The organism is Mycobacterium sp. IDUB_21 (assembly GCF_055419425.1).
Genome location: NZ_JBVAXQ010000017.1, coordinates 69,635 through 92,180, shown reverse-complemented (window position 1 = coordinate 92,180; position 22,546 = coordinate 69,635). Strand labels below are relative to the sequence as shown.

Here is a 22,546-nt window from a genome sequence, read left to right as displayed (position 1 = left end):
CGGGATACCTGCTTGCACGTCCCATAACTCGAATCCTCCCAAGATCGGGAGTCTCCGGACTTACCGGGACGGCTCACAGACCGTTCTGGCATACCTTCCCAGCCCCTCGCAGGGTGTCTGGCACCTTGGGCCGCTGCCGATCCGTGCCTACACGCTGTTGGTGATTGCCGGAATCGTGGTGGCGGCCGGGATCGGTGAGCGGCGATGGGTGGACCGGGGTGGTGCACCCGGAGCCGTCTACGACGTCGCACTATGGGCGATCCCGTTCGGCCTGATCGGAGGTCGTCTCTACCACGTGGCGACGGATTGGCGGACGTATTTCGGTACCGGGGGTGCGGGCTTCGGTGCAACGCTGCGAGTGTGGGCCGGCGGACTGGGGATCTGGGGCGTGATCGCGATGGGCGGGGTCGGGGCGTGGATCGCGTGCCGGCGTCGTGGCGTATCGACGGCCGGCGTTGCCGACGCCGTGGCCCCGGGCCTTGTACTCGCACAGGCGGTCGGGCGGATCGGCAACTACTTCAATCAGGAATTCTTCGGTCGTGCAACGGACCTGCCATGGGGACTGGCGATCTTTTCCCGAGAGGATTCCGCCGGGTTCGTCGACGTACATGCGGTCAACGGGGTTTCGACCGGCGAGGTGGCGCTGGTGGTGCATCCGATATTCCTCTACGAATCACTTTGGGATGTAATAGTATTCGTTTTCCTGATCAAACTCGATCGCCGGGTTCGATTGGAGCCGGGCCTACTGTTCGTGTGCTATGTGGCTTCCTATGCGCTCGGCCGGTTCTGCGTACTGTTGCTGCGTGGAGACGGCGTCGCCGAGGGCGCGATCGGGACGGACACTGTTATCTCACTGTTCATCTTCCTGGTGGCGACGACTTACTTCGTCATCAACCGGGACACCCTCAGGATCCTGAGATCGCCGGAGGCCGTCGGGAGCGGGACGCGAAGCACCGCAGCACATACCGTCCGGCCGGTCGAAGCCGTGGCTGCGGCCGCCGTCGAGCAGACCGCCGAACAGCGCGTTGCCGCAGCTGTGGCGCATGCCAAGAATGCGCAGCAGGTGGCGCGGGACGCGGAGTCGGAACTCGCCGCCCGAATGGCACGTGCCGCGAAGGCAAGGCAGATCCTGGCCGAGACAACAGCGGCCATCACAACGAGTGCGGCCGCTCTCGTGCGTGCGCGCGAAAGCGCACGTGATGCCTTGGCGCACGCGGAGGTCGAACTCGCCGGTCGGCTGGACGCAATGCAGGCGGCTGTTCGTGCCCGCGACGACGCCGAAGCCCGTCTCGCCACGTGCGACAGCGAGGTCACGCTACTCGCGGATGTGGTCACGTATGCGGCAGCGGCCGGAGCCGTCGCAGAAGCGGCGCGGTTCGCGGCCGAAAGCGCGCACTCGGACGCCCTCGAGCGTGCTGCGACGGCACGAGAATCCCTGGCGGCCAACGTAACCGCACTGGAGACAGCGGATGCCGCGGTCGCCGATGCCGAGACCGGAGTCGACGCGGCTAAGCAGAAACTGCGTGACACCGAAGCGGCGATCGCCGAGGCCGCCGCTGAAGTCGAGGCGGCGGAGCGGTCGTACCGTGACGCCGAGGCGACGATTCCCGAGGCGGCGGCCCGGGTGGAAGCGGTGAAACGGGCGGCACGCGATGCCGCGGCCGAGGCTGACAAGGCTGTCGCAGCTGCTGAACTCGAGACCGCTCGGCGTGCGGTAGAAGAAGCCGAGGCCGCGGCCGCAGCGTGTGCCGCGGCTACCGACGCTGCCCGGCGATCGTTGGTTGAAGCGCAGGCGGCAGCTGTCGAGGTGGCGGCAGATGCCGCGGAGATCATCGCGGCTGCAACGAAGCGGGCCGACGACGCCAAGGCTGCGGTCGAGAAAGCCAAGCTCGCAGTCAAACAGACCGCCGCGGATCTGGCCGCCCGCACCGCGCAAGTGAAGAGCGTGCGCCGCGCCTTCGAGGAACTAGACGCGGCCGGTGTCCCGGAAGGCGGCGGGGACGAGCCCGAATCGGGTGGGGACGCCGTGTCGGCGGCTAGTGCGCGATCGGCCCAGCAGATCGATGTCGCCGGATGCGAAGTGCAGGAGGCAGAGACGGACGCCGCCGCGTGTGCTGCCGAAGCCCAGGCTCTGATGGAAGTCGTCAGGCGTGCGGCAGAAGCCGGCCCGACCGCCGCGAAGGCACGCGGGGCGGCGGAAGTTGCGCATCGGGAAGCGGAGGAACGTCTTGCACAGGCGCGTGAGCGCGTCGAAGCAGCGCGGAACGCGTTGCGGGGCGCGGCGAAGTGTGATCAGGGCGCATCCGCGAGTGCAGCTCCTCCCCGCACTTCGGACGCTGAGACGTTGCTCGGTGCCGGTGTCGGGGGGTGAACTCCGGCCTGCCGCCCGGGGGCGGTTCATAGGGCAGCACAAAAAACATGTGCCGCTTTGGAGGTTTGGCTGAACGTGTTGTTTTGGCTGTCGTTGACGCAGGTCACTCACCTAGGCTCGGCCTCGAACAGTCACACTTCGCGACATTGTGACGACATCAATGGGGAGCGACAGTCGGGGGGCGAGTAGTGCTCGGATCGGGGTCTTGGCGCTCGGTGGAGCGGGATTCATCTCCCCGACTGATCAGTACGCGGTGCGCTGATGGCGGCATGGTCGAGCCGGCCGGGGCGGGCCCCGAATACCGTGAGAGCGGCACCGCCGCGTGAGGGAGATCCGTGTCGCCGCCGCCAAACCCGTACGAGTACTCGGTGGGTTCTTCGCGATGTGTCTGGACACGTTCGTCCAGCTGTTCCGCGCACCGTTCGCCTGGCGTGAATTCCTGACGCAGACCTGGTTCGTCGCGCGGGTGTCGCTTGCTCCGACGTTGGTCATGTCGATCCCGTTCACTGTCCTGGCCGTGTTCCTGTTCAACATCCTGTTGAACGAATTCGGGGCCGCCGACTTCTCCGGCACGGGTGCGGCGCTCAGCACTGTCCTGCAGATCGGCCCGATCCTGACGGTGCTGGTGGTCTCAGGTGCCGGAGCGACTGCGATCTGCGCGGACCTCGGGGCGCGTACCATCCGGGAAGAGCTCGACGCACTGCGGGTCATGGGTATCGACCCGATCCAGGCGTTGGTCATTCCCCGGGTGCTGGCGGCAACCCTGGTCGCATTCCTTTTGTCGCCCTTGGTCATTCTGGTGGGCCTGTTCGGCGGGTTCGTCTTCTCGGTGTTCACCCAGCACGTCACCCCCGGGGCTTTCGTGGCAGGCCTGACGTTGTTGACCGGAATCTCTGATGTCATCATCGCCTTCATCAAGGCGACGCTGTTCGGCATGACTGCCGGCCTGATCGCGTGCTATATGGGCATCTCGGTCACCGGCGGTCCGGCCGGTGTGGGCCGGGCTGTCAACGAAACCGTGGTGTTCTCCTTCATGGCGCTGTTCGTGATCAACATCGTTGTCACCGCACTGGGATTCCGGGTCGGGCTATGAGCCAACCAGTCGACGGCATCTCTTCGCGACTGACCCGGCGATTCGACGATTTCGCCGACCACTGGGACCGGCTCGGCGCGCAGATCCAGTTTCATGTCAAGACACTGTCGGCCACCCGGGACGTCTTCGTGCATTACCGCGTCGAGTTCCTGCGGGTCATCGCGCAGATGAGCCTGGGCTCCGGTGCACTTGCGCTGATCGGCGGGACGATCGCGATTGTCGCCTTCTTGACGCTCACGACGGGCGCAATCGTGGCAGCCCAGGGTTATAACCAGTTCTCCCAAGTCGGTGTCGAGGCGTTGACGGGATTTGCGTCGGCGTACTTCAACGTCCGGATCATCGCCCCGCTGACTGCGGAATTCGCGCTGGCCGCGACAATCGGCGCCGGTGCGACCGCCCAACTCGGCGCCATGCGGATCAATGAGGAGATCGACGCACTGGAGGTTATCGGGGTTCGATCGATCGCGTACCTGGCCTCGGCCCGTGTCATCGGCGGGCTGGTGGTAGTCGTGCCGTTCTATTGCGTGGCGGTTGTGATGGCGTTCTTCGCCGCCCGGGCCGGAACGATCTACGTCTACGGGCAATCCGCAGGCGTCTACGACCATTACTTCCGCACATTCCTGAACCCGACCGATTTGTTGTGGTCGTTTGCACAGGTAGCCACTGCCGGTGTCGTCATCATGCTCATTCACACCTATTACGGGTTCACCGCCAGCGGCGGGCCGTCTGGGGTCGGCGAAGCGGTGGGGCGCGCAACCCGCGCATCGCTGCTCGCGTCGGTCGTGGTGACCGTCGCGATCACCCTGGCCGTCTACGGAGCGACCGGCAACTTTCACTTGGCAGGTTGACATCTTGGATATCGCACCGGACGAGTCCCGCATCTCCCCACGATGGTGGCCGCTGATCTTCCTTGTCGTGATGGCGTTGACCACCTGGGTGGTCGCGAACCTGTTCACCGGATCATTCCACCGCTACAAGTCGGTGATGTTGACCTCGGATCGTTCCGGCCTGGTCATGGAGACCGGCGCCAAGGTCAAACTCAGCGGCGTACAGGTCGGGCGCGTCGGCGACATCACCAGCGTCGGTGATTCGGTACGGATGAAACTGGATATCGAACCGGCTCAGCTGAAGAACATACCGGCCAATGTGGAAGCCAGAATCGCGGCGACCACTGTTTTCGGCGCCAAATACGTGGACTTGATCTATCCGGCTGATCCCAGCCCCAAGAGCGTCGTAGCGGGCGCCACACTGCGATCACAGAATGTGTCGACCGAGGTCAACACCGTTTTCGAGAACCTGGTGGGCGTGGTCCGCCAGATCGATTCGGCGAAGCTCGACGCGGTGCTGTCCGCCCTCGCCGAGGGAGTGCGAGGTCAGGGCGAGAACATGGGTCGGGCGATCACCGCGACCGACCAGGTCCTCGAGGCGGTCAACGCCCGCACCGACACGATCGCCGGTGACTGGCGAACGTTCAGAGATCTCAGCGGGACCTACGCATCGGCGGCTCCGGATATTGTCAGCACGCTCGACGCGCTGGCCACGACGAGTACGACGCTGACCACGCACGCCAAGGACGTCGATGCGCTGCTGCTGGAATTGTCGGGTTTCGCCCGGGCCGGCGACAACCTGGTCGGGCCGAACCAGCAGAACCTGGCCCACAGCATTGAAGCGCTTAAGTCGACCACAAACCTGCTGTTCAAATACAACCCGTCCCTGACGTGCACACTTGTCGGTTCGCAGGTTCTGATCGATGACTATGACCTGCCCGGTTACATGGGGGGCCGCGACGGAGCGACCCTGATCGTGGATGTCGCGCTGCTGCTCGGTGACGAGATCTACCGCTACCCGGACAATCTCCCGATCATCGCGGCCAAGGGCGGGCCCGGCGGAAAACCGGGCTGCGGCTCGCTGCCGGACGTCAAGAACAACTTTCCGGTGCGCCACCTGGTGACCAACACCGGCTGGGGAACGGGCCTCGATCTGAGACCGAACCCCGGAATCGGCCAATTCTGCTACGCGGACTGGTTCCGTGTCACGCGCGCGGTGCCGTTGCCGCCGGCAGTCAGGCAGTGTCTGCCCGGACCGGCCGTTGGCCCGCAACCGAAGTACGGGCCCGAGACGCCGCCCTACGGGGCTCCGATGTACGGGCCCGACGGGGTACCGCTCTTCCCGCACGTTCCGCCGGCGCCGGAACCCGCGCCACCGGCCGACCCGGCGCCTGCACCGCCACCGCCACCGGGATGAGCCAGATGAAACAGCCAGGGGAAGGGACACAATCGCTGTGAAGCAGAAGTTGTCGGCCACTGCTGTGCGAGTCGGGCTGTTCGTGCTCGTCATGTCTCTCGCGGTGTTCGTGTTGATCACGATCTTCGGGCAGTTCCGATTCGGAGGGGCGAGTTCGTATTCGGCCGAGTTCAGTGATGTGACCGGGCTGTCCCGACGGGATTTCGTGCGCATCGCAGGTGTGGAGGTCGGGCAGGTCCAGCGGCTGTCCCTCAACGACAACGGGACCGTGAAGGTTGAATTCAGCACCGACCACTCGGTGGCACTGACTGAAGGCACCCGGGCTGTGATCCGCTGGGACAACGTCATCGGCGGCAGGTACCTCGCCCTCGAGGAAGGCGCCGGGGGCACGAAACTGCTCGCCCACGGCAGTGCCATCCCGCTCTCGCAAACGATGCCCGCGCTCGATCTGGATGCGCTGGTGCAGGGCTTCAGGCCGCTTTTCCGGGCGTTGGACCCCGAGCAGATCAACATTCTCACCAGTCAGCTCGTCGGTGCCTTTCAAGGTCAAGGGGTCACGGTCGGTTCGCTACTCGACCAGACGGCGATGCTGACCGACACCCTGGCCGACCGAGACATGCTCATCGGTGAGGTGATCACCAACCTCAACACGGTCCTGGGGTCTCTCGGTGACAACAGTCAGCAGTTCGGGCAGGCGATCGACTCGCTTGCCGAACTCGTACACGGACTGGCCGAGCGCAAGGAGGACATCGGCCGGGGTATTCGGTACGCGAATGCGGCGACGGCGTCTATCGGCAGGCTGTTTCAACAGGGGCGCGCACCAGTGCAGCGGATCCTCAATGCGACCGATCAGGTGTCGAACAATCTGCTTGCGCAGAAGGAGGACCTCGAGTATGTGCTTGAGCAGATGCCGGAATCGGTCAAGGCGCTCAATCGGCAGGCGCTGAACGGAGACTATTTCTCGTTCTACTTCTGCGAACTGGTGCTCAAGCTCAATGGCAAAGGCGGCCAACCGATGTACGTGAAGGTGGCAGGCCAGCCGTCGGGAAGGTGCACCCCAAAGTGACGTCGTTTCAGGAACGCAATCATCTGACGATCGGCATCGTCGGCCTTGCGACGCTCGTGGCGCTCGTACTGGGTACGTGGTACTACGATTCGATTCCGCTGATCTCGGCGACGAAGCGCTATTCCGCCTATTTCGCGGAGGCCGGGGGCCTGACTCCGCACGCGGAGGTACAAGTCGCCGGTATCACGGTCGGCAAGGTCAGCGACGTCGAGCTCGACGGGCGGCAGGTCCGGGTCACCTTCCGGGTCTCTGGGAAAGTGCGCCTCGGGGATCGCACAGAGGCGGCAGTCAAGACCAAGAGCCTGCTCGGTACCAAGATGCTGGGGGTGACGCCGCGGGGCGACGGCTGGCAGAAGGGCCCGATCCCGATCGACCGGACCACGCCGGCCTATCAGCTTCCCGATGCGCTGGGTGACTTGAGCGCGGCGATCAGCGGGATCGACACCGATCGGTTGGCGGACTCGCTGCACACGCTGGCGGAGACCTTTCAGGACACGCCGCCGGACCTGCGGGTCGCGATCCAGGGCGTGTCACGCTTCGCGAAGACCATCAGCAGGCGCGATAACGAGCTGCGCACTTTGTTGGCCAACGCCCGGAAATCGACGAACGTGCTGGCGCAGCGCAGTGACCAGATCGTTCGGCTGGTCGCCGAGACGGATGCTCTGCTCAGTCAGATCAACGCCGAGAGCGTTGCGCTGGGCCAGCTGTCGGCCAACATCTCGTTGTTCAGCCGGGAGATCAGCGGATTCATCGATGACAACCAGGAGTCGCTGACTCCGCTGCTGGACAAACTGAACGGTGTTCTGACGATCGTCGAGCAGCGCAAAGAGAAGCTGCAGGAATGGCTGAAGAGATTCAACTGGCATGTCCTCGGGCTCGGTGAGGCGGTCTCGTCGGGCCCGTTCTTCAAGGCCTATGTGGCAAATGTCGTGCCGGGACAGTTCATTCAGCCCTACATCGAGTCGGCGTTCTCCGACCTGGGGCTGGACCCCAACGTCCTGCTGCCGTCGGACCGCACTGATCCGCAGGTCGGTCAACCCGGTACGCCGCCGCTACCGGTGCCGTACCCGAGGACAGGCCAGGGCGGACCACCACGGGTGTACCTGCCCGACGCGATCACGGGTAACGCCGACGACCAACCGTGTCCGCTCAACTGGGGCACCGGCTGCTATCCGCTTCGTGATGAACCGCCCGCCCCGCCGCCCGGAGGTGCGCCGCCCGGTCCGCCCGCGCCGGCGCCCCAGGACCAGCAGTCCGCGCCGGTCCTGCCGCAGCGGCCGATTTTCCAGACCGCCCCCGGTGAGGTAGTGCAAGGAGGTGCGCGGTGAGCGTCACGCGACGGACCGCCAGGCGGGCTGCGGCCGGTGTGCTCGCCGTCCTCGGGGTCGGCGGTGCGGTGCTGCTGTTCGGATCTGACCGTGGGATCGGCCGAACCCATGCGTCGGCCTATTTCGACAGCGCCAACGGGATCTACTCCGGCGACGAGATACGGATTCTGGGGGTGCGCGTCGGGGAGATCACCAAGATCACCCCGGAACCCGAACGTGTGAAGATCGATTTCTGGTTCGACAACAAGTATCGCGTCCCGGCCGAGGTCAACGCCGTCATCTTGTCGCCGTCACTGGTCAGCGCGCGGGCGGTCCAACTCACCCCCGCCTATTCCGGGGGCCCCGTGCTGGCCGATGACTCGGTGATACCCCGGGAGCGCACCGTGGTTCCGGTGGAGTGGGACCAGTTCCGCGAACAACTGCAGCGGCTGACGAAGACGCTGCAGCCGATCAAGCCGGGCGGTGTCAGCACACTCGGTGAATTCGTCGACACCGCGGCGGACAACCTGCGGGGCAGAGGCCCCGAGATTCACGAGACGATCATCGAGTTGTCACGGGCGATATCCGCGTTGGGGGATCACAGTGACGACGTATTCAGCACCGTCAAGAACCTGTCGATCCTGACGACGGCGCTGCGGGACAGCGACGACGTGTTGCGGCACCTGAATCGAAACCTCGCGACAGCCAGCTCCGCCTTGACCAGCGACCCGCAGGGGATCGCGAATGCCGTCGCGGATCTCAATGTCTTGGCGGAGAAGGCGGGCGCATTCGTGGCGAAGAACCGGGAGCCGTTGGGCGTGGTGGCGGATAGGACCGCCTCGATTACCGAAGCGCTGGGCCAGAGCATCGGGGACCTGAAGCAGTTCCTCCATGTAGCTCCCAATACCGCTCAGAACTTCCTCAACATCTACCAGCCGGCCCAGGGGACGTTGACGGGCGCGCTATCGCCGAACAACCTGAGCGACCCGATTTCGTTCGTCTGCGGTTCAGTCCAGGCGGCCTCGCGCCGCAATTCCGAGCAGGCAGCGAAACTGTGTGTTCAGTACCTCGCGCCGATAGTCAAGAATCGTCAGTACAACTGGCTACCGCTCGGCGAGAACCTGTTCGTCGGCGCCAGTGCTCGGCCGAACGAGATCACCTACAGCGAGGACTGGCTGCGCCCCGATCACGTACCGGACGCGCCGGCGCCGCAACCCGTTCCGCCCGCGCAGCCCGGTCCGCCGGCCGCCGACTTCTGGGCGGCGCTGCCGGGCCAGGTCAACGCGGCGCCGTCGAATCCGGAATCAGGCCTGACCGGGCTGTTGCTTCCCGGCGGTGCGCAATGAGACCGGCAAGCCGCAGCAGGTTGGCGATCGTGATCGCGACGCTGCTGATGGCGACACTTTCGGGTTGTGGGTGGCGCGGCCTCAACACGCTCCCGATGCCGGGCACCGAGGGGCGCGGCCCGGGCTCCTACACCGTCTATGCACAGCTGCCCGACGTCAACAATCTGCAACCGAACTCGCGGGTCCGGGTCGGCGATGTGACGGTCGGGACGGTCACCCGCATCGAACGGCAGGATTGGCATGCGCTGCTGACGATCCGCCTCAACGGCGACGTCCAGCTGCCGGCCAATGCGACCGCGGGCCTGGGCCAGACGAGCCTTCTGGGATCGCTGCACATCGAACTCGCACCGCCCAAAGACGATGCCCCGCAAGGCAGGCTCGGTGACGGCGGGCTCATCTCACTGGCGTCGGCGGCCAGCTATCCGACGACCGACCAGACGCTCGCGGTGGTCTCCACATTTCTCAACGGCGGCGGTATCCGGCACGTGGAGGAGATCACCAAGGCGTTCGCCACCGCGGTCGATGGCAGGGAGCAGGATCTCCGTAGCCTCATCGCGCGACTGGACACGTTCATGGGCGATACGAACAAGCAGACCGACGACATCATCGGTGCCACCGACAACCTGAACAACCTGGTGGATAAGTTCGCAACCCAGAAAGACGTCGTCGACACGGCGCTGCGGACAATTCCCGACGCGCTGACCGTGCTCAAGGATGAACGGGAGAAACTGACCGAGCTGGCCGATCAGCTGAGCAAGTTCGGTGAGTCCTGGTCGAATTCGATCGGTCGGACGCAGGCGACCCTGGTCGCAGAACTCAACGACCTCGCCCCGGTCGCCGAGTCGCTGGCGAACGCCGGGCCGGCGCTGCTGCGCGCCCTGCATCTGTTCCCGAGCTATCCGTTCTTCCTGGACACGGTCCCGAACTTCTTTCGGGGCGACGCCGCGAATCTGACGGCGATCATCGACTTGACCCTGAGTCGCCTGGACGCGTCGTTCTTCACCGGGACGAAGTGGGAGTGCGATCTGACGGAGCTGGAATTGCAGTGGGGCCGCACCATAGGCCAGTTCCCCAGCCCCTGCCTCAACGGCGGCTATTTCAATCAGGGCAACCCGCTCACCGTCCCATACCGCACCGATCAGGGGGCCTGACTTGATTTCCCAGAGGATCCGAGTGCAGCTGGCCGTGTTCGCGGTGATCAGTGTGATCGGCGGTTCGATAATGGGCTTCGGTTACATGCGGTTGCCGGAGCTGCTGTTGGGGGTTGGGCATTACCGGGTGACCGTCGAGTTGACGAACGCTGCCGGCCTGTACGCGACCGGAAACGTGACGTACCGCGGTGTCGAGGTCGGTCGCATCAAGGACGTCACGCTGACACCGCGGGGTGTTGCGGCGGTCCTGGCACTGGATTCCGCTGTGCCGATCCCCAAAGACCTGGATGCCCACGTGCACAGCGAGAGCGCGATCGGCGAGCAGTACGTCGAGTTGGTGCCGCGCAGCGGCGATGGCCCCGCCCTGCGGAACGGGGACGTCATCGCAGCGGATCGCACCTCGATACCACCGGATATCGGCAAACTGCTCGACGCCACCGACAAGGGCCTGATGGCGATTCCGCGGGACAATCTCCGGACGGTCGTGGATGAGTCCTACGCCGCATTCGGAGGTCTCGGACCGGAGCTCGCCAGACTGGTCAAAGGCTCCACCAAGCTGGCGATAGACGCCCGCAACAACCTGGATTCGATCACCAACCTGATCGACAACTCGGGACCCCTGATGAGGTCGCAGGTCGACACGTCGGACGAAATCCAGCGTTGGGCAGCGAGTATCGCCAGTGTCTCGGAGCAGTTGAAGTCACGTGATCGCGACCTCGTGTCACTGGTCAAGAACGGACCGGGTGCGTCAGCGCAGGCACGGGCGCTGTTCGATCGACTGCAGCCCACCCTGCCGATCATCCTGATGAACCTGGTGAGCGTGGCTGATGTGGGAGTCACCTACGCCGCGGGGCTCGAGCAGCTGGTGGTGCTGCTGCCGTCTCTCGTCGAGGTCCTGCAGGCGGCAGGGACTGCCGCGCACAACACCAAGCAGGGGATGCGCGGGGCGTATCTCAGCTTCAACCTCAACGTGAATCTCCCGCCGCCGTGTATGACCGGTTTCCTCCCGGCGCAGCAAGCACGGGTGAGCGCGCACGAGGATTATCCGGACCGGCCGGAAGGCGAATTGTATTGCCGCGTACCGCAGGACGCGATGTTTAATGTCCGCGGCGCGCGCAATCTCCCGTGCGAGACACGTCCGGGAAAGCGTGCGCCGACGGCTGCGATGTGCGAGAGCGACGAGGAGTACGTCCCGCTCAACGATGGATTCAACTGGAAGGGAGATCCCAATGCGACGATCACCGGGCAGGACATCCCCCAATTTCCCCCGGGGGTGGTAGGCGTGGCCGAATACAACCCAGCCACTGGCACCTACGTGGGACCCGATGGGGTGATGCGCCGGCAGTCGAACCTCGCCAAGGGGGCACAGCAGGGGCAGTCGCTGGAATCCATGCTGGTACCGCAGGCAGGTCTGCAGTGACCGCGGGTGACGAGACGGCGGTTGCGTCGGCGGAAACGGCCGCTGACGAGACGGTCGCCCGGAATCACCGGCGACCCAAGAAAGCGGTGGTAGTCGGTCTGATCGCAACGGTGGCGCTGGGGGGCCTGGCCGGCTGGCTGGGAATCCGACTCCACAGCTACCACCGAGACGATGCCCAACGCGCGGAGTATCTCCGGGTGGGACGGCAAGGTGCATTGAATCTGACCACGATCGACTACGAGCACGCCGAGGCGGATATCCAACGTGTCCTCGACTCATCGACGGCCGGGTTCTACGACGATTTCAAGAGCCGATCCAATGCCTTCCTCGAGGTAGTCCAGAAAGCGCAAGCGAAGTCGGTGGGAACCGTGACCGAAGCGGGTATCGAATCCATCGATGCGGACGGAGCGGCTGTGCTTGTCGGGGTGAACGTCGAGACGACGAACCTGGGATCGAAAGAGAAGACACCGCGGGCATGGCGGATGCGCGTCTCGGTGAGTCGGGTCGGGGGAGAGGTCAAGGTGTCCGATGTCGCCTTCGTCCCATAGTCGATCGGCGGCCGGCACTGGATCAGGTGAGTCATGAGGGTGGAGTCGATGACAGACACAACGCAATTAGTGGACGACGTCGTGTTCGATGCGGACCGGGAGGACGCGTCCGGGGACGCGACCGCGGAGACCGCCGCAGGCGACGTGACTTCGGCGGACGGCGCACCCGAAGAGGAAATGTCATCCGGGGAGTCGACGGGGACCGCAGATCCCGAGACGGCCCCGGGTGCCGGGCGCCGGCCGCGGTCCTGGCGGGGCGTTGCCTTTCGGTGGACCCTCCCGGGAATCCTGCTGCTGCTGGCGATCGCGGCGGCGGTCATGGCGTGGCTCGACGCTCAGGCGCGCGCGGTCGACGCCGCACGCACGGAGTCGGTTCGGGCCGCGACGGAATCGACGGAGGCGATGCTGTCCTATCAGGCGTCAACCGTCGCGGATCAACTCAAGGCGGCCGAGGAGCGACTGACGGGTTCGTTCCGGGACTCGTTTCGAGAACTCGTCCACGACGTCGTCATCCCGGGTTCGGAGAAGAAGCACATCTCGACGGTCGCGGCCGTCCCGGCCGCAGCTTCGGTCTCGGCGACTCCCAGGCACGCCGTTGTCCTGGTGTTCGTGAATCAGGTTGCGGTCGTTGACACGGAGGCGCCGACGGACACGGCGTCCATCGTCAGGGTCACGCTCGAGAAGATCGACGGGCACTGGCTGATCTCCGCATTCGAACCGATCTGATGAATCGAGGGCTGACGGTGAGCGATCCAGGTGCGCGCGGGCAATGCGGCCCGTATTCGAGGGCGGGGTGGCTTCTCGGGTTGGTTGCCGCAGGTCTGTGTCTCGCAGGCGTCTGGGCCCCCGTCGGTGTCGCCGACGTCGAGTGGGACAAGAAAATGGCATTTCTCATTCAAGTCACGGCCCGGCCCGGCTACAACTTTCCGAACTCCGACGCGGCGTTGGCATACGGGGAGGCGTTATGCGAGCAAATAGCGTCCGGACGGCCTTATCCGGTAATGATCGGCGAAGTCCAGAACGATTTCAACACCATCGATGATTATCAGGCGTCATATCTCATCGATCGCGCGGCGAACGAACTGTGCCCCGAACAGATTTGGCAGCTCCGACGGTCGGCCGCACACTATCGGCCCGCGCCCGCCGGGCCGTGATCAGGGAGATGGGTTGGATGGGTCACCAGCTGAAGTTACGGCCGGCGCTTGTGCTGCTCGGGGTCGCTGCGGTCTTCGGCGGCATTGGAGTCGCAGCGGCGGACAACGACGTCAACATCCTCATTGCGAATAACAAGCGGATGAACGACAGCGTCATAGCGAACGTGTTCACGATCCAGCACAACAGATCCGGGTGCCGAAATGACGTGCGGCCCGATGGCCGACTGATACTGGCCGCCCAACGGCACGCCAGGGATCTGATCGACAATCGGGGACTGGACTCCGACGTCGGGTCCGACGGCTCGAATCCGCAGGAGCGCGCCGAGGCGGCAGGCTACCGGGGCAGGGTGAGCGAAACGGTCGCCGTGCATCCGGCACTCGCGATCAGCGGCGTCGAACTGATCAACCGCTGGTACAACGATCCGGCGGCATTAGCCATCATGTCCGACTGTGCCAACAGTCAGATGGGCGTATGGACGGAGAACCGGATAGACCGGACGGTTGTCGTCGCGGTGTACGGGCAGCCGTCGGACCCGATGGACACCACCGGTCAGAATGTGCCGCTCGATCCCTCCCCTGACTACGACATGAGCGATGAGGTCGAGTTCGGCAACAGGTGGTGGGCGTGGATTCTGCGCGGCGTGTATCCACCGCCGGGGCAGGAGCCGCGCTGAGGCGCAGATCGGATTGCTGGGTTGCGGCGGGTTTGGAAAGGGGTGGAAAGGGGATGTCGCATGGATAGTTCAGCTCAGAGTGATGGGGTAGCGGGGCAGGCGGTCGAGCAGACAGGCGGCTGCCGAGGGTACTCCGCTGTGCTGGCCGCCCTGGTCTTGCTCACCGGACTGTGGTCGGCCGGTTTCACACCGGCGTGGGGCGCGGGCATCGAGGCGCTGATGGTGCCGTCGGCGGCGATGGGCCGCGACATACCGGTGACCTTCATGCCGGGCGGACCGCACGCGGTGGTTCTGCTGGACGCATTCAATGCCGCTCCCGAGGTGAGCAACTGGGTGACGGCCGGTGGGGCGATGAACCGGCTGACTGGGAAGGGCATTTCGGTGGTCGCTCCCGCCGGCGGTGCGTGGAGTATGTACACCAACTGGGAGCAAGACGGCGGTCGCCAGTGGGAGACGTTCCTCGTGCAGGAATTGCCGGACTGGCTGGCGGCCAACCGGGGGTTGGCGTCCGGCGGGCACGGCATCGTCGGTGCCGCGCAGGGGGGAACCGCCGCGTTGGCACTGGCCGGGTCGCACCCGGAGCGCTACCGGTACGCGGGGTCGCTGTCGGGTTTCCTGACACCGTCGAGATCCGACGTCAACGGAGCCATCACCGCGGGGATGGCTCAGTATGGTGGCGTCGACACCCAGCACATGTGGGGTCCCGCCCAGTTCGGCCGCTGGAAATGGCACGATCCGGACGTGCATGTGGCAGCGCTGTCGGCGAACAACACCCGGCTATGGGTATACAGCCCGTCGACGCCGACCTGCAGCGACCCGGCCGCGATGATCGGTTTCTGCGACGTGGCCCAGGGCAGCAACCGCGCCTTCTACCAGCATTACCACACGGTCGGTGGGGCCAACGGCCATTTCGACATCCCGCTGCAGGGGGAACATGACTGGTCGACTTGGGGTCCGCAGCTGGGGGCCATGTCGGGTGATCTCGCAGCGACGATCAGGTAGACCCAGCCGGGGGCGACTTGTCTCGTGGAGACGAAGATCCGTCCCACCTTTGGCCGCCGGACACCTATGACGAGGCGTCGGGCGACGTAGGCTTTGAACCCGGGTCAGGGTGTGAAGCGATGGGGGAAATCGGTGGACATGTTTCCGGTCAGTAGGCTTTCGGCTGCTCTCGCCTCCGGAGGGGGTGGATACCGAAGCGCACCGATCACGAATCCGTCCGCGTGACGGGCCATCTTGTCGTCGATGTGGCGGCCCTGAGTGGGACGGTCGGCGGTTCGGACTGCAACCCGCTGACACTGTCCCAGGATTCCCCGGCACCGCTGATCGATGCACTGCTGCTCGATGCACTGCTGCGCCGTGTCCCGGATGTCGCCGCACTGACCCGCGAGGCGATCGTGGGCGAGCTTCCGGTGTATGCGGTGCTGGAACCGACGGTCCTGGAACGTGACCTCACCCGTTCGATCGAATGCTGCCTGCGCTCGGGCAACGGTGGGTGCGCGATGATCGATGACGTCAAGTGCGACGAGCCGGCTGTAATCGGCGCAGCACGAGTGCGGCAAGGTATCTCAGTGGATGAGATGCTGCGAGAGTGGCGCATCGCGGTCGGGATGGTGATCAGTCATGCCCAGCTGTTGAGTCGGAAACTCGGTATCGCGGATGCTGCGGTTTTGGCGTTCGTCCGGGCTGCTCTCACTTGGTCCGACCTCGCTATGGTGGCCGCCGGTGATGCGTACCGGCGGACCGAGGTCGCGTGCCGATTCGCTGAAGATGTGCGTGCGAGCTTTGTGCGCGATGTATTACTCGGAACCATTTCCGGCGCCGAGCTGGCGATTCAAGCCGATGCTCATGGCCTAGACCCGGCCGGCAGCTACGTTGCGATTCGTGCCTTGCTGATGCCCGGCATGTCGAGGCGAAAGTTGGAGTGGGCGCTGGGATTCCATGGCGTGAGCCAACGAACGTCGGGTCTGTGCGCGGTAGTCGACGGATGTGTGGCGGGCTTCTTGAGTGAACGACCAAGCCGGGAACTGGACGTCGTCGCCGGTGCCGGGCCGGCGCTGCCGCTCGCTGAGATGGCGGCGTCGTATCGACTGGCGACGCGGGCGCTGATCACGGCTCAGAAGTTCGGTATGCGGGGGGTGCAAGACATCTCGTCAGTCGGGCTGCGTGCCGCCACGGTGGCTGACACCGAGGTCGGGAAGGCGATGCGGACGCGTTATGTCGGCCCGCTGCGGGACAGTGGGTCCGCTCAAGAGTTGCTCACGACTATTGATGCGTACCTCGCATGTGGAATGAACGTAGAACGGACTGCGAAGCAGCTGTATGTCCACCAGAACACCGTCCGGTACCGATTGGCGCGATTCGAGGAACTGAGCGGCTGCGACATGCACGATGTGGAGGATCTATTCGGGATCTGGTGGGCATTGAAGTGCCGGTAGCGAGTTGGCGTCGGCGCGGCGACGGACAGTGCGCTGAGGAGTACTGGGTATGTCCGAGTGGTTGGCCTGAGATCGGCCAGACGGGTCGGTTCTGAAATAGATCTCCTGGGTTGTGGTGCTTGACCTGTTCACAGGTGCCCGAACAGCCGTCGTAACAGCAGCGCCACCTCGACGTCGAGGCGGTCGCTGCCGATGGGTCGGCCGCGGCGTAGCTCGGCCCGGCCGATTCGGTACCGGACCGAGTTGAAGTGCAGGTGCAATTCCGCAGCTGCGGCGGTGAAACTCGATCCGCTGCGCAGAAACACGCTCAGAGTCTCGCGAAGCCGTTTATCGCTGTCAGTGTCTTCTGCAAGTGGGCCGAGCACCTCTCCGATCCACTTGTGCACCGAGTCTTGCTTCTCTTTGAGTATCGCCGCGAGCAGAATTCCCGGCTCATCTGCCGGGGTGAACCGCTTGCTCCGTGCATCCGACGCGACCGCGACTGCAAAAACGTCGGCGGCCTGTTCGTGAGAGCGACGGAACCCGGCCAGCCCGGGCTGGGGTATGCCGGCAGCAAGATACGGTGCACTGGGTTCGCTACGGACGAATTCACCGACACGCTCCAATGCCGACGTGCCGTCGCACGTGGCCAGCGGAATCCAGGCCCATCCGGTCAAGCGATCCGCGGGAATGAACAACGGCTTCTCCTGTACCCCAAGCAATTCCGCAACACGGTGCACGAACCGCTCCAGACTGGCCAGTTCGTCGTTGTTGCCGGATTCAGCTGTCGACAACACCAATGCGAGGTGCGTTCGTCTCAGTGGGTATCCGATCGAGGCGGTCATGAGATCGGTGTCGACGTCGCCACCTTCGAGAACCTCGCGGACGCGTAAGGCGCGCAAGCTGCTTCGCTTGTCCTGCCAACGATCGTGCTCTTGTTGATACGCCGCGATCGACTGTTGTGTCACCCAGTCGATGTATCCGAAGGACAGCTCGGTTATTAGCTCGAATGTATCCAGCTGAAGTTTGATTTCCAGTCCAGACGCGCGGACAGCGTCCAGCATGATGCCCAGGACTGTCTGATGCCCAAGGCGATAAGCCCGGATCAGTGCCGTGGACGCCACTTCCCGCTGAGCCAACCTGCGCGCGTATTCCATGGCCGCGGTCGGCGGCTCGAGACTCTCCAAGGGAATGTTGTTGCGAAGTGCGGTGAAGAACGTATCGATGTTGGCCGCGGTGTTGTCGCGCAACAGTTGTAGCAACTGCGTGTCGCCATGCAACTCCGAAACGTCGCGCAGGAGAACCTCCTGGGTTGCCTGAGTGACCGCACCCAGCTGGTCTCCAAGGCGAGCGATAATGCCGGCTGCGGACTCGGCCACGCGCTCGGTGTATTCACGGTTTTGTGCCGTCATGACCAGGAACCCTAGTAGCACGTCAGGCACATCGGGCGCGGGTTTGTATGCAGCGCATAAAAACACTGCGCGAGTTGGTCCGATCACTACGTCGTCGCGGGGCGGAAATCGCCGTACTTTCGTTGATGCGCCAGCAAACAGTGTCAGCTCGGTCATAAATCATCTCTCGGCGCTCGTCCACGTACTTCGCAGGCCGTACACCCAGCCGTCAACACCTTGACCGGAAATGGAGCCCCGATGTCGATCATCAATTCCATCGACAGCACCGAGCAGGAGCCCGCCGGAAGCCATGCCCTCCCGGACCCCGGTGCGCCAGTCCCGACGTTGGCATGGCCGACGGTTAGCTTATTCACCGGTTCACTCGTCGCATTCGTCATATCCACGCTCGGCTACGTCCAGGGCTGGCTGCCAGCCTGGGTGACCATTCCGGTCAACGCGACCGTCACCTTCACGATGTTCACCGTGCTGCACGACGCCATCCACTACGCGATCAGCACCGTGAGATGGGTGAACGGACTGTTCGGTCGATTGGCCATGCTGTTGATCGTGCCGATTCTGTCGTTCCCTTCTTATGCGTTCATCCACATCGAGCACCATCGGTATGCGAACGACGACGACAATGATCCCGACGCCTGGGCCTCCCATGCCCCGACCTGGCAAGCGCCGGCACGCTGGGCGTTGGCCGAACTGTTCTATGGCAAGTTCCTCATCCGCACGATTCCCAACCGGCCGAAGGCCGAGGTCGCCGAGACCGTCTTCGTGTTAGCACTGAGCGTCGTCGGACTGCTCGTGGCGATTGCCACCGGCCACCTTTGGACCCTCTCCGTCGTGTTCCTCATCCCGCAGCGCATCGGAATGTTCTTCTTGGCATGGTGGTTCGACTGGTTGCCACATCACGGACTGGAAGCCACGCAGCGCAGCGACCGATACCAGGCCACCCGCGCGCGCGTCGGGATGGAGTGGCTGTTCACCCCGCTGATGCTGTCGCAGAACTACCACCTGGTGCATCACCTGCACCCGTCCGTGCCGTTCTACCGCTACGTCAAGACCTGGCGGCGTAACGAGGAGGCCTACCTGGAGCGCGACGCCGCGATATCCACTGTCTTCGGCCAGCAACTGAATTCGGATGAATTTCGAGAATGGAAGCAGCTCAATAGCAGGCTCGGGCGCCTGGTGCCGGTGCATATGCCGGCCAGGTCGAGTGCGACTCACGCAGTGCTGCACCGCGTTCCGGTGGCATCGGTCGATCCCATCACCGATGACAGCACAATGGTGACGTTCGCGGTGCCGGAGGCGCTCCAGGACGAATTCCGATTCGAACCGGGTCAGCACGTGACGGTATGCACCAACCTCGGCGGCCAAGGCGTGCGGCGTGTTTACTCGATCTGCGCGCCGGCCACTAGGGCACAACTGCGGATCGCAGTCAAAGACATTCCCGGCGGGGCGTTTTCAGGCTTTGTGGCCAACGAGTTGAAGGCAGGAGACGTACTCGAACTGATGACCCCCACCGGCCGGTTCGGCACCCGGCTGGACCCACTGGCGCAAAAGCACTACGTGGGTTTAGCCGCCGGCAGCGGCATTACGCCAGTCCTGTCGATCCTGGAGACAGTTTTGGAAATCGAAACCGAAAGCCGCTTCACGCTGATCTACGGCAACCGCACCAAAGAGTCGACCATGTTCCGCCGCGACCTGTACCGCCTCGAATCCCGCTACGCGGACCGTCTGGAGGTCCGGCACGTGATGTCGTCTGAGCCACTGCATACTCCGGAGCTGAGGGGGCGGATCGACGCAACAAAGCTCGACCGCTGGCTGACCACCTCGCTACGGCCCAGCACCGTCGATGAATGGTTCGTGTGCGGACCGGCGGGCATGTCGACGACTGTGCATGACACCTTGCTCCAGCACGGCGTGGACGCGGAACGGATTCACTTGGAGTTGTTCACCGGCTTTACGAAAACCAAGTCCGCAGCACATCATTACCCCCCCGCCACGCTGACGTTTCGGCTGTCGGGCCAAGAGCAGACCGTCGATCTGGCAGCGGGTGAGTCGGTCCTGGAGGCAGCGCTTCAGGTCCGCGGCGATACGCCCTACGCCTGCATGGGCGGCGCCTGCGGTACCTGCCGCGCCAAGTTGCTGACCGGGACCGTCGAGATGGACCAGAACTTCGCTCTCGGACTGGCTGAATTGGACGCCGGCTACGTGCTGACCTGCCAGTCGCACCCGAGCAGCCCAACCGTTTCCGTCGACTACGACGCATAGCAGAACTTCGTGACATCGCAGCGCATAGTCGCCAGCGGACGAAGGTGCACCGGGTTCTCGTAGTCGGTGAACGATCAGCTGCTGGCTGCGTCGAGGACTGGAGCCGAATCAGCCCAACACGAAATACCGCAACCACAGATACGGCGCCGCCAGCGCCACCGAGACCACGGTGACCACGATGCCCTTGCGGGTGAACTCCCAGAATGTGATGGGATTTCCGGCTCGGCGGGCGATTCCGAGCATCACCACGTTGGCGCTGGCCCCCACCGCGGTCAGGTTGCCGCCGAAGTCGGCGCCGAGCGCCAACGCCCACCACAGCGCGTCCGGGTGCAGGTCGTTCGGGAGAGTGGTGCTCAGTTCGGCCACAATCGGCGTCATGGTGGCGACGTAGGGGATGTTGTCGATGATGCCGGACACCGGAGCAGACACCCCCAGAATTCCCATTGTGGTCAACAAGGCGTTACCGCCGGTGAGTTCGGTGGCGCCCTTGGCCAGGGCGGCGACCGCCCCGGTGTCCACCAGAGCGCCGACCATCACGAACAGACCGGCGAAGAACAGCAGGGTCTCCCACTCGACGCCGGACAGGTAGTCCGAGCGCTCCATCTTGGAGATCACGATCAACACCCCGGCGCCGAGCAGTGCCACCACCGACGGCTCGAGGTTCAGCGCGGAGTGCCCGATGAACCCGGCGAACACCCCGGCCAGCACCAGGCCGCACTTGATCAGCAGGCTGCGGTCGCGGATCGCCTCGTTCTCCTCGAGTGCCATCACGTCGGCGACCCGATCGGGGTCGACATCGAACGATCCCGGAAACAGCCGCGGCAGCAGCACGATGAAGGCGACCAGGACGATGGCGACGATCGGCGCCATGTGTACCAGGAAGGCGTTGAACGACAATCCCGCTCGGCTGGCGATGATGATGTTGGGTGGATCGCCCACCAGCGTCGCGGCGCCGCCGATATTGGAGGCGAACACCTCGGCCATCAGAAACGGTGCGGCGTTGATCTCGAGCCGGTCGCAGACCAGCAGCGTCACCGGGGCGATCAACAACACCGTGGTGACGTTGTCGAGCAGGGCCGAGGCCACTGCGGTGACCAACACCAGCAGGATCATGATCCGCAGCGGAGAACCCTTGGCGCGCTTGGCGGACCAGATCGCGACGTACTCGAACACGCCGGTCTGACGGAGCACGCTGACGATGATCATCATGCCCAGCAGCAGGAAGATGACGTCCCAGTCGATGCCGGTTTTGCGGGAGTAGAAGATGTCGTCGGAGGAGATGACGGGCAGGATGACCACGGCGGCCGCACCGGTCAACGCCACCACGGTCTTGTTGACCCGGTCGGCGGCGATGAATGCATAGGCGATCACGAAGACTGCGACCGCGAAGTAGATCATCGGTGCAGCCCCGTGGGGATCACCGGCTCGCCAAGTCCCGATAGGCCCCGTCGGCGCCCAACGATGAACATCGGGCCGAAGGCGGTCCGGTCGGCCGCAACCTCCACAGTGCACCCCCTGGATACGGAATCATTGACGCCGACCAGGCTTCCCGGCACACCGCATGAACATAAATACGTTATCAGCAGCGCCGATCAGGTCTTAAGCGCTACCGCGAGCAGTCGCGAGGCGGTGATGACGCCGTGTAGTTTCCCGTCCTTGACGACGGCGATCAGCGGGCTGCGCAGCCGGGCCATGGTGGAGGCGACTTCGATCAGGGTGTCGGCGGCACCGGCCGTCGGCACGTCGTGCAGGTGTTCGGGCAGCACGTCGCGCACCGTCTTGCCGCGCAGCTTCTCGGCGGCCCGGTCGGCCACGGACTCGCTGAGCACCCCCGCCAGCGACGGGTCGTCCTGGATATAGCCCGGCACGATGAAACGCACCACCTGGGACGCCGGCAGCACCGCATACGGCTTGCCGGCCGGGTCGATGACGACGATGCCGGGCAGCCGGTGCTCGGCCAGTAACTTTGCCGCGTCCAGGGCGTCGGAGTCGATGCCCACCACCGGGTATTCCTCAACGATGTCCTCGGCTTGCATACCGACGACCATACGGTGGGTGCTGTCTACCATGCGTAGACTGGCCGG

19 protein-coding genes are annotated in these 22,546 nt (G+C 64.5%); 16 read left to right on the top strand and 3 right to left on the bottom strand.

The genetic code is table 11. The features are described 5' to 3' along the window. The first annotated feature begins 43 nt into the window (after nt 1–43). From ACZYY4_RS21030 to ACZYY4_RS20960, 15 genes are all read left to right on the top strand, one after another. Nucleotides 44–2,371 carry a prolipoprotein diacylglyceryl transferase family protein gene (locus tag ACZYY4_RS21030; protein WP_463811991.1) on the top strand — a complete coding sequence of 776 codons (2,328 nt, stop codon included), beginning with the start codon at nt 44–46 and terminating at the stop codon, nt 2,369–2,371. A 382-nt stretch (nt 2,372–2,753) separates the two neighbouring features. After that, nucleotides 2,754–3,464: an MlaE family ABC transporter permease gene (locus ACZYY4_RS21025; RefSeq protein WP_463811990.1), complete on the top strand. Its 711-nt coding sequence runs from the start codon at nt 2,754–2,756 to the stop codon at nt 3,462–3,464. Next, nucleotides 3,461–4,312 (top strand): ABC transporter permease, encoded by an 852-nt coding sequence (locus ACZYY4_RS21020; RefSeq protein WP_463811980.1) that lies wholly within the window; start codon nt 3,461–3,463, stop codon nt 4,310–4,312. The genes ACZYY4_RS21025 and ACZYY4_RS21020 overlap by 4 nt, the downstream gene beginning before the upstream one ends. 4 nt (nt 4,313–4,316) lie before the next feature. Then, on the top strand, nt 4,317–5,708 hold the full coding sequence (locus tag ACZYY4_RS21015) for an MCE family protein (protein ID WP_463811979.1): 1,392 nt from the start codon (nt 4,317–4,319) through the stop codon (nt 5,706–5,708). Nucleotides 5,709–5,745: 37 nt separating this feature from the next. Then, a complete protein-coding gene (locus ACZYY4_RS21010) occupies nt 5,746–6,774 on the top strand; it encodes an MCE family protein (RefSeq protein WP_463811978.1) in 1,029 nt (342 codons plus the stop codon). Continuing rightward, entirely contained in the window at nt 6,771–8,102 is a 1,332-nt protein-coding gene (locus ACZYY4_RS21005) for an MCE family protein (protein WP_463811977.1), read from the top strand. Before ACZYY4_RS21010 ends, ACZYY4_RS21005 begins: the two co-directional genes overlap by 4 nt. Beyond that, complete coding sequence (locus ACZYY4_RS21000; RefSeq protein WP_463811976.1) at nt 8,099–9,427, top strand: MCE family protein; 1,329 nt, start codon at nt 8,099–8,101, stop codon at nt 9,425–9,427. Before ACZYY4_RS21005 ends, ACZYY4_RS21000 begins: the two co-directional genes overlap by 4 nt. Further along, nucleotides 9,424–10,578, top strand: coding sequence for a virulence factor Mce family protein (locus ACZYY4_RS20995; RefSeq protein WP_463811975.1), 1,155 nt, complete (start codon nt 9,424–9,426; stop codon nt 10,576–10,578). Before ACZYY4_RS21000 ends, ACZYY4_RS20995 begins: the two co-directional genes overlap by 4 nt. Before the next feature lie 22 nt (nt 10,579–10,600). Further along, nucleotides 10,601–11,998 carry an MCE family protein gene (locus ACZYY4_RS20990; RefSeq protein ID WP_463811974.1) on the top strand — a complete coding sequence of 466 codons (1,398 nt, stop codon included), beginning with the start codon at nt 10,601–10,603 and terminating at the stop codon, nt 11,996–11,998. Beyond that, on the top strand, nt 11,995–12,546 hold the full coding sequence (locus ACZYY4_RS20985) for a mammalian cell entry protein (RefSeq protein WP_463811973.1): 552 nt from the start codon (nt 11,995–11,997) through the stop codon (nt 12,544–12,546). The genes ACZYY4_RS20990 and ACZYY4_RS20985 overlap by 4 nt, the downstream gene beginning before the upstream one ends. 48 nt (nt 12,547–12,594) lie before the next feature. After that, nucleotides 12,595–13,272 (top strand): hypothetical protein, encoded by a 678-nt coding sequence (locus tag ACZYY4_RS20980; RefSeq protein ID WP_463811972.1) that lies wholly within the window; start codon nt 12,595–12,597, stop codon nt 13,270–13,272. Nucleotides 13,273–13,289: 17 nt separating this feature from the next. Continuing rightward, nucleotides 13,290–13,700 (top strand): DUF732 domain-containing protein, encoded by a 411-nt coding sequence (locus tag ACZYY4_RS20975; RefSeq protein ID WP_463811971.1) that lies wholly within the window; start codon nt 13,290–13,292, stop codon nt 13,698–13,700. Between the two features lie 140 nt (nt 13,701–13,840). Continuing rightward, a complete protein-coding gene (locus tag ACZYY4_RS20970) occupies nt 13,841–14,374 on the top strand; it encodes a CAP domain-containing protein (RefSeq protein ID WP_463811989.1) in 534 nt (177 codons plus the stop codon). Nucleotides 14,375–14,434: 60 nt separating this feature from the next. Beyond that, nucleotides 14,435–15,376, top strand: a complete 942-nt coding sequence (locus ACZYY4_RS20965) for an alpha/beta hydrolase-fold protein (protein ID WP_463811970.1) — start codon at nt 14,435–14,437, stop codon at nt 15,374–15,376. 221 nt (nt 15,377–15,597) lie between these two features. Continuing rightward, complete coding sequence (locus tag ACZYY4_RS20960) at nt 15,598–16,812, top strand: PucR family transcriptional regulator (RefSeq protein ID WP_463811969.1); 1,215 nt, start codon at nt 15,598–15,600, stop codon at nt 16,810–16,812. Between the two features lie 128 nt (nt 16,813–16,940). On the opposite strand, the gene ACZYY4_RS20955 is transcribed toward ACZYY4_RS20960, so the two are convergent. Continuing rightward, on the bottom strand, nt 16,941–18,359 hold the full coding sequence (locus ACZYY4_RS20955) for a PucR family transcriptional regulator (RefSeq protein ID WP_463811968.1): 1,419 nt from the start codon (nt 18,357–18,359) through the stop codon (nt 16,941–16,943). An 81-nt stretch (nt 18,360–18,440) separates the two neighbouring features. On the opposite strand from ACZYY4_RS20955, the gene ACZYY4_RS20950 reads away from it, so the two are divergent. Continuing rightward, nucleotides 18,441–20,462: a fatty acid desaturase gene (locus tag ACZYY4_RS20950; RefSeq protein WP_463811967.1), complete on the top strand. Its 2,022-nt coding sequence runs from the start codon at nt 18,441–18,443 to the stop codon at nt 20,460–20,462. Nucleotides 20,463–20,570: 108 nt separating this feature from the next. Here the strand turns inward: ACZYY4_RS20950 and ACZYY4_RS20945 are convergent, their stop codons facing one another. Together ACZYY4_RS20945 and ACZYY4_RS20940 are read right to left on the bottom strand one after the other, a co-directional pair. Continuing rightward, the gene (locus ACZYY4_RS20945; protein WP_463811966.1) at nt 20,571–21,860 is read right to left on the bottom strand and encodes an ArsB/NhaD family transporter; all 1,290 of its coding nucleotides are present in this window, start codon (nt 21,858–21,860) and stop codon (nt 20,571–20,573) included. Nucleotides 21,861–22,054: 194 nt separating this feature from the next. Next, nucleotides 22,055–22,498: a CBS domain-containing protein gene (locus tag ACZYY4_RS20940; RefSeq protein WP_463811965.1), complete on the bottom strand. Its 444-nt coding sequence runs from the start codon at nt 22,496–22,498 to the stop codon at nt 22,055–22,057. Between the last annotated feature and the right edge of the window lie 48 nt (nt 22,499–22,546).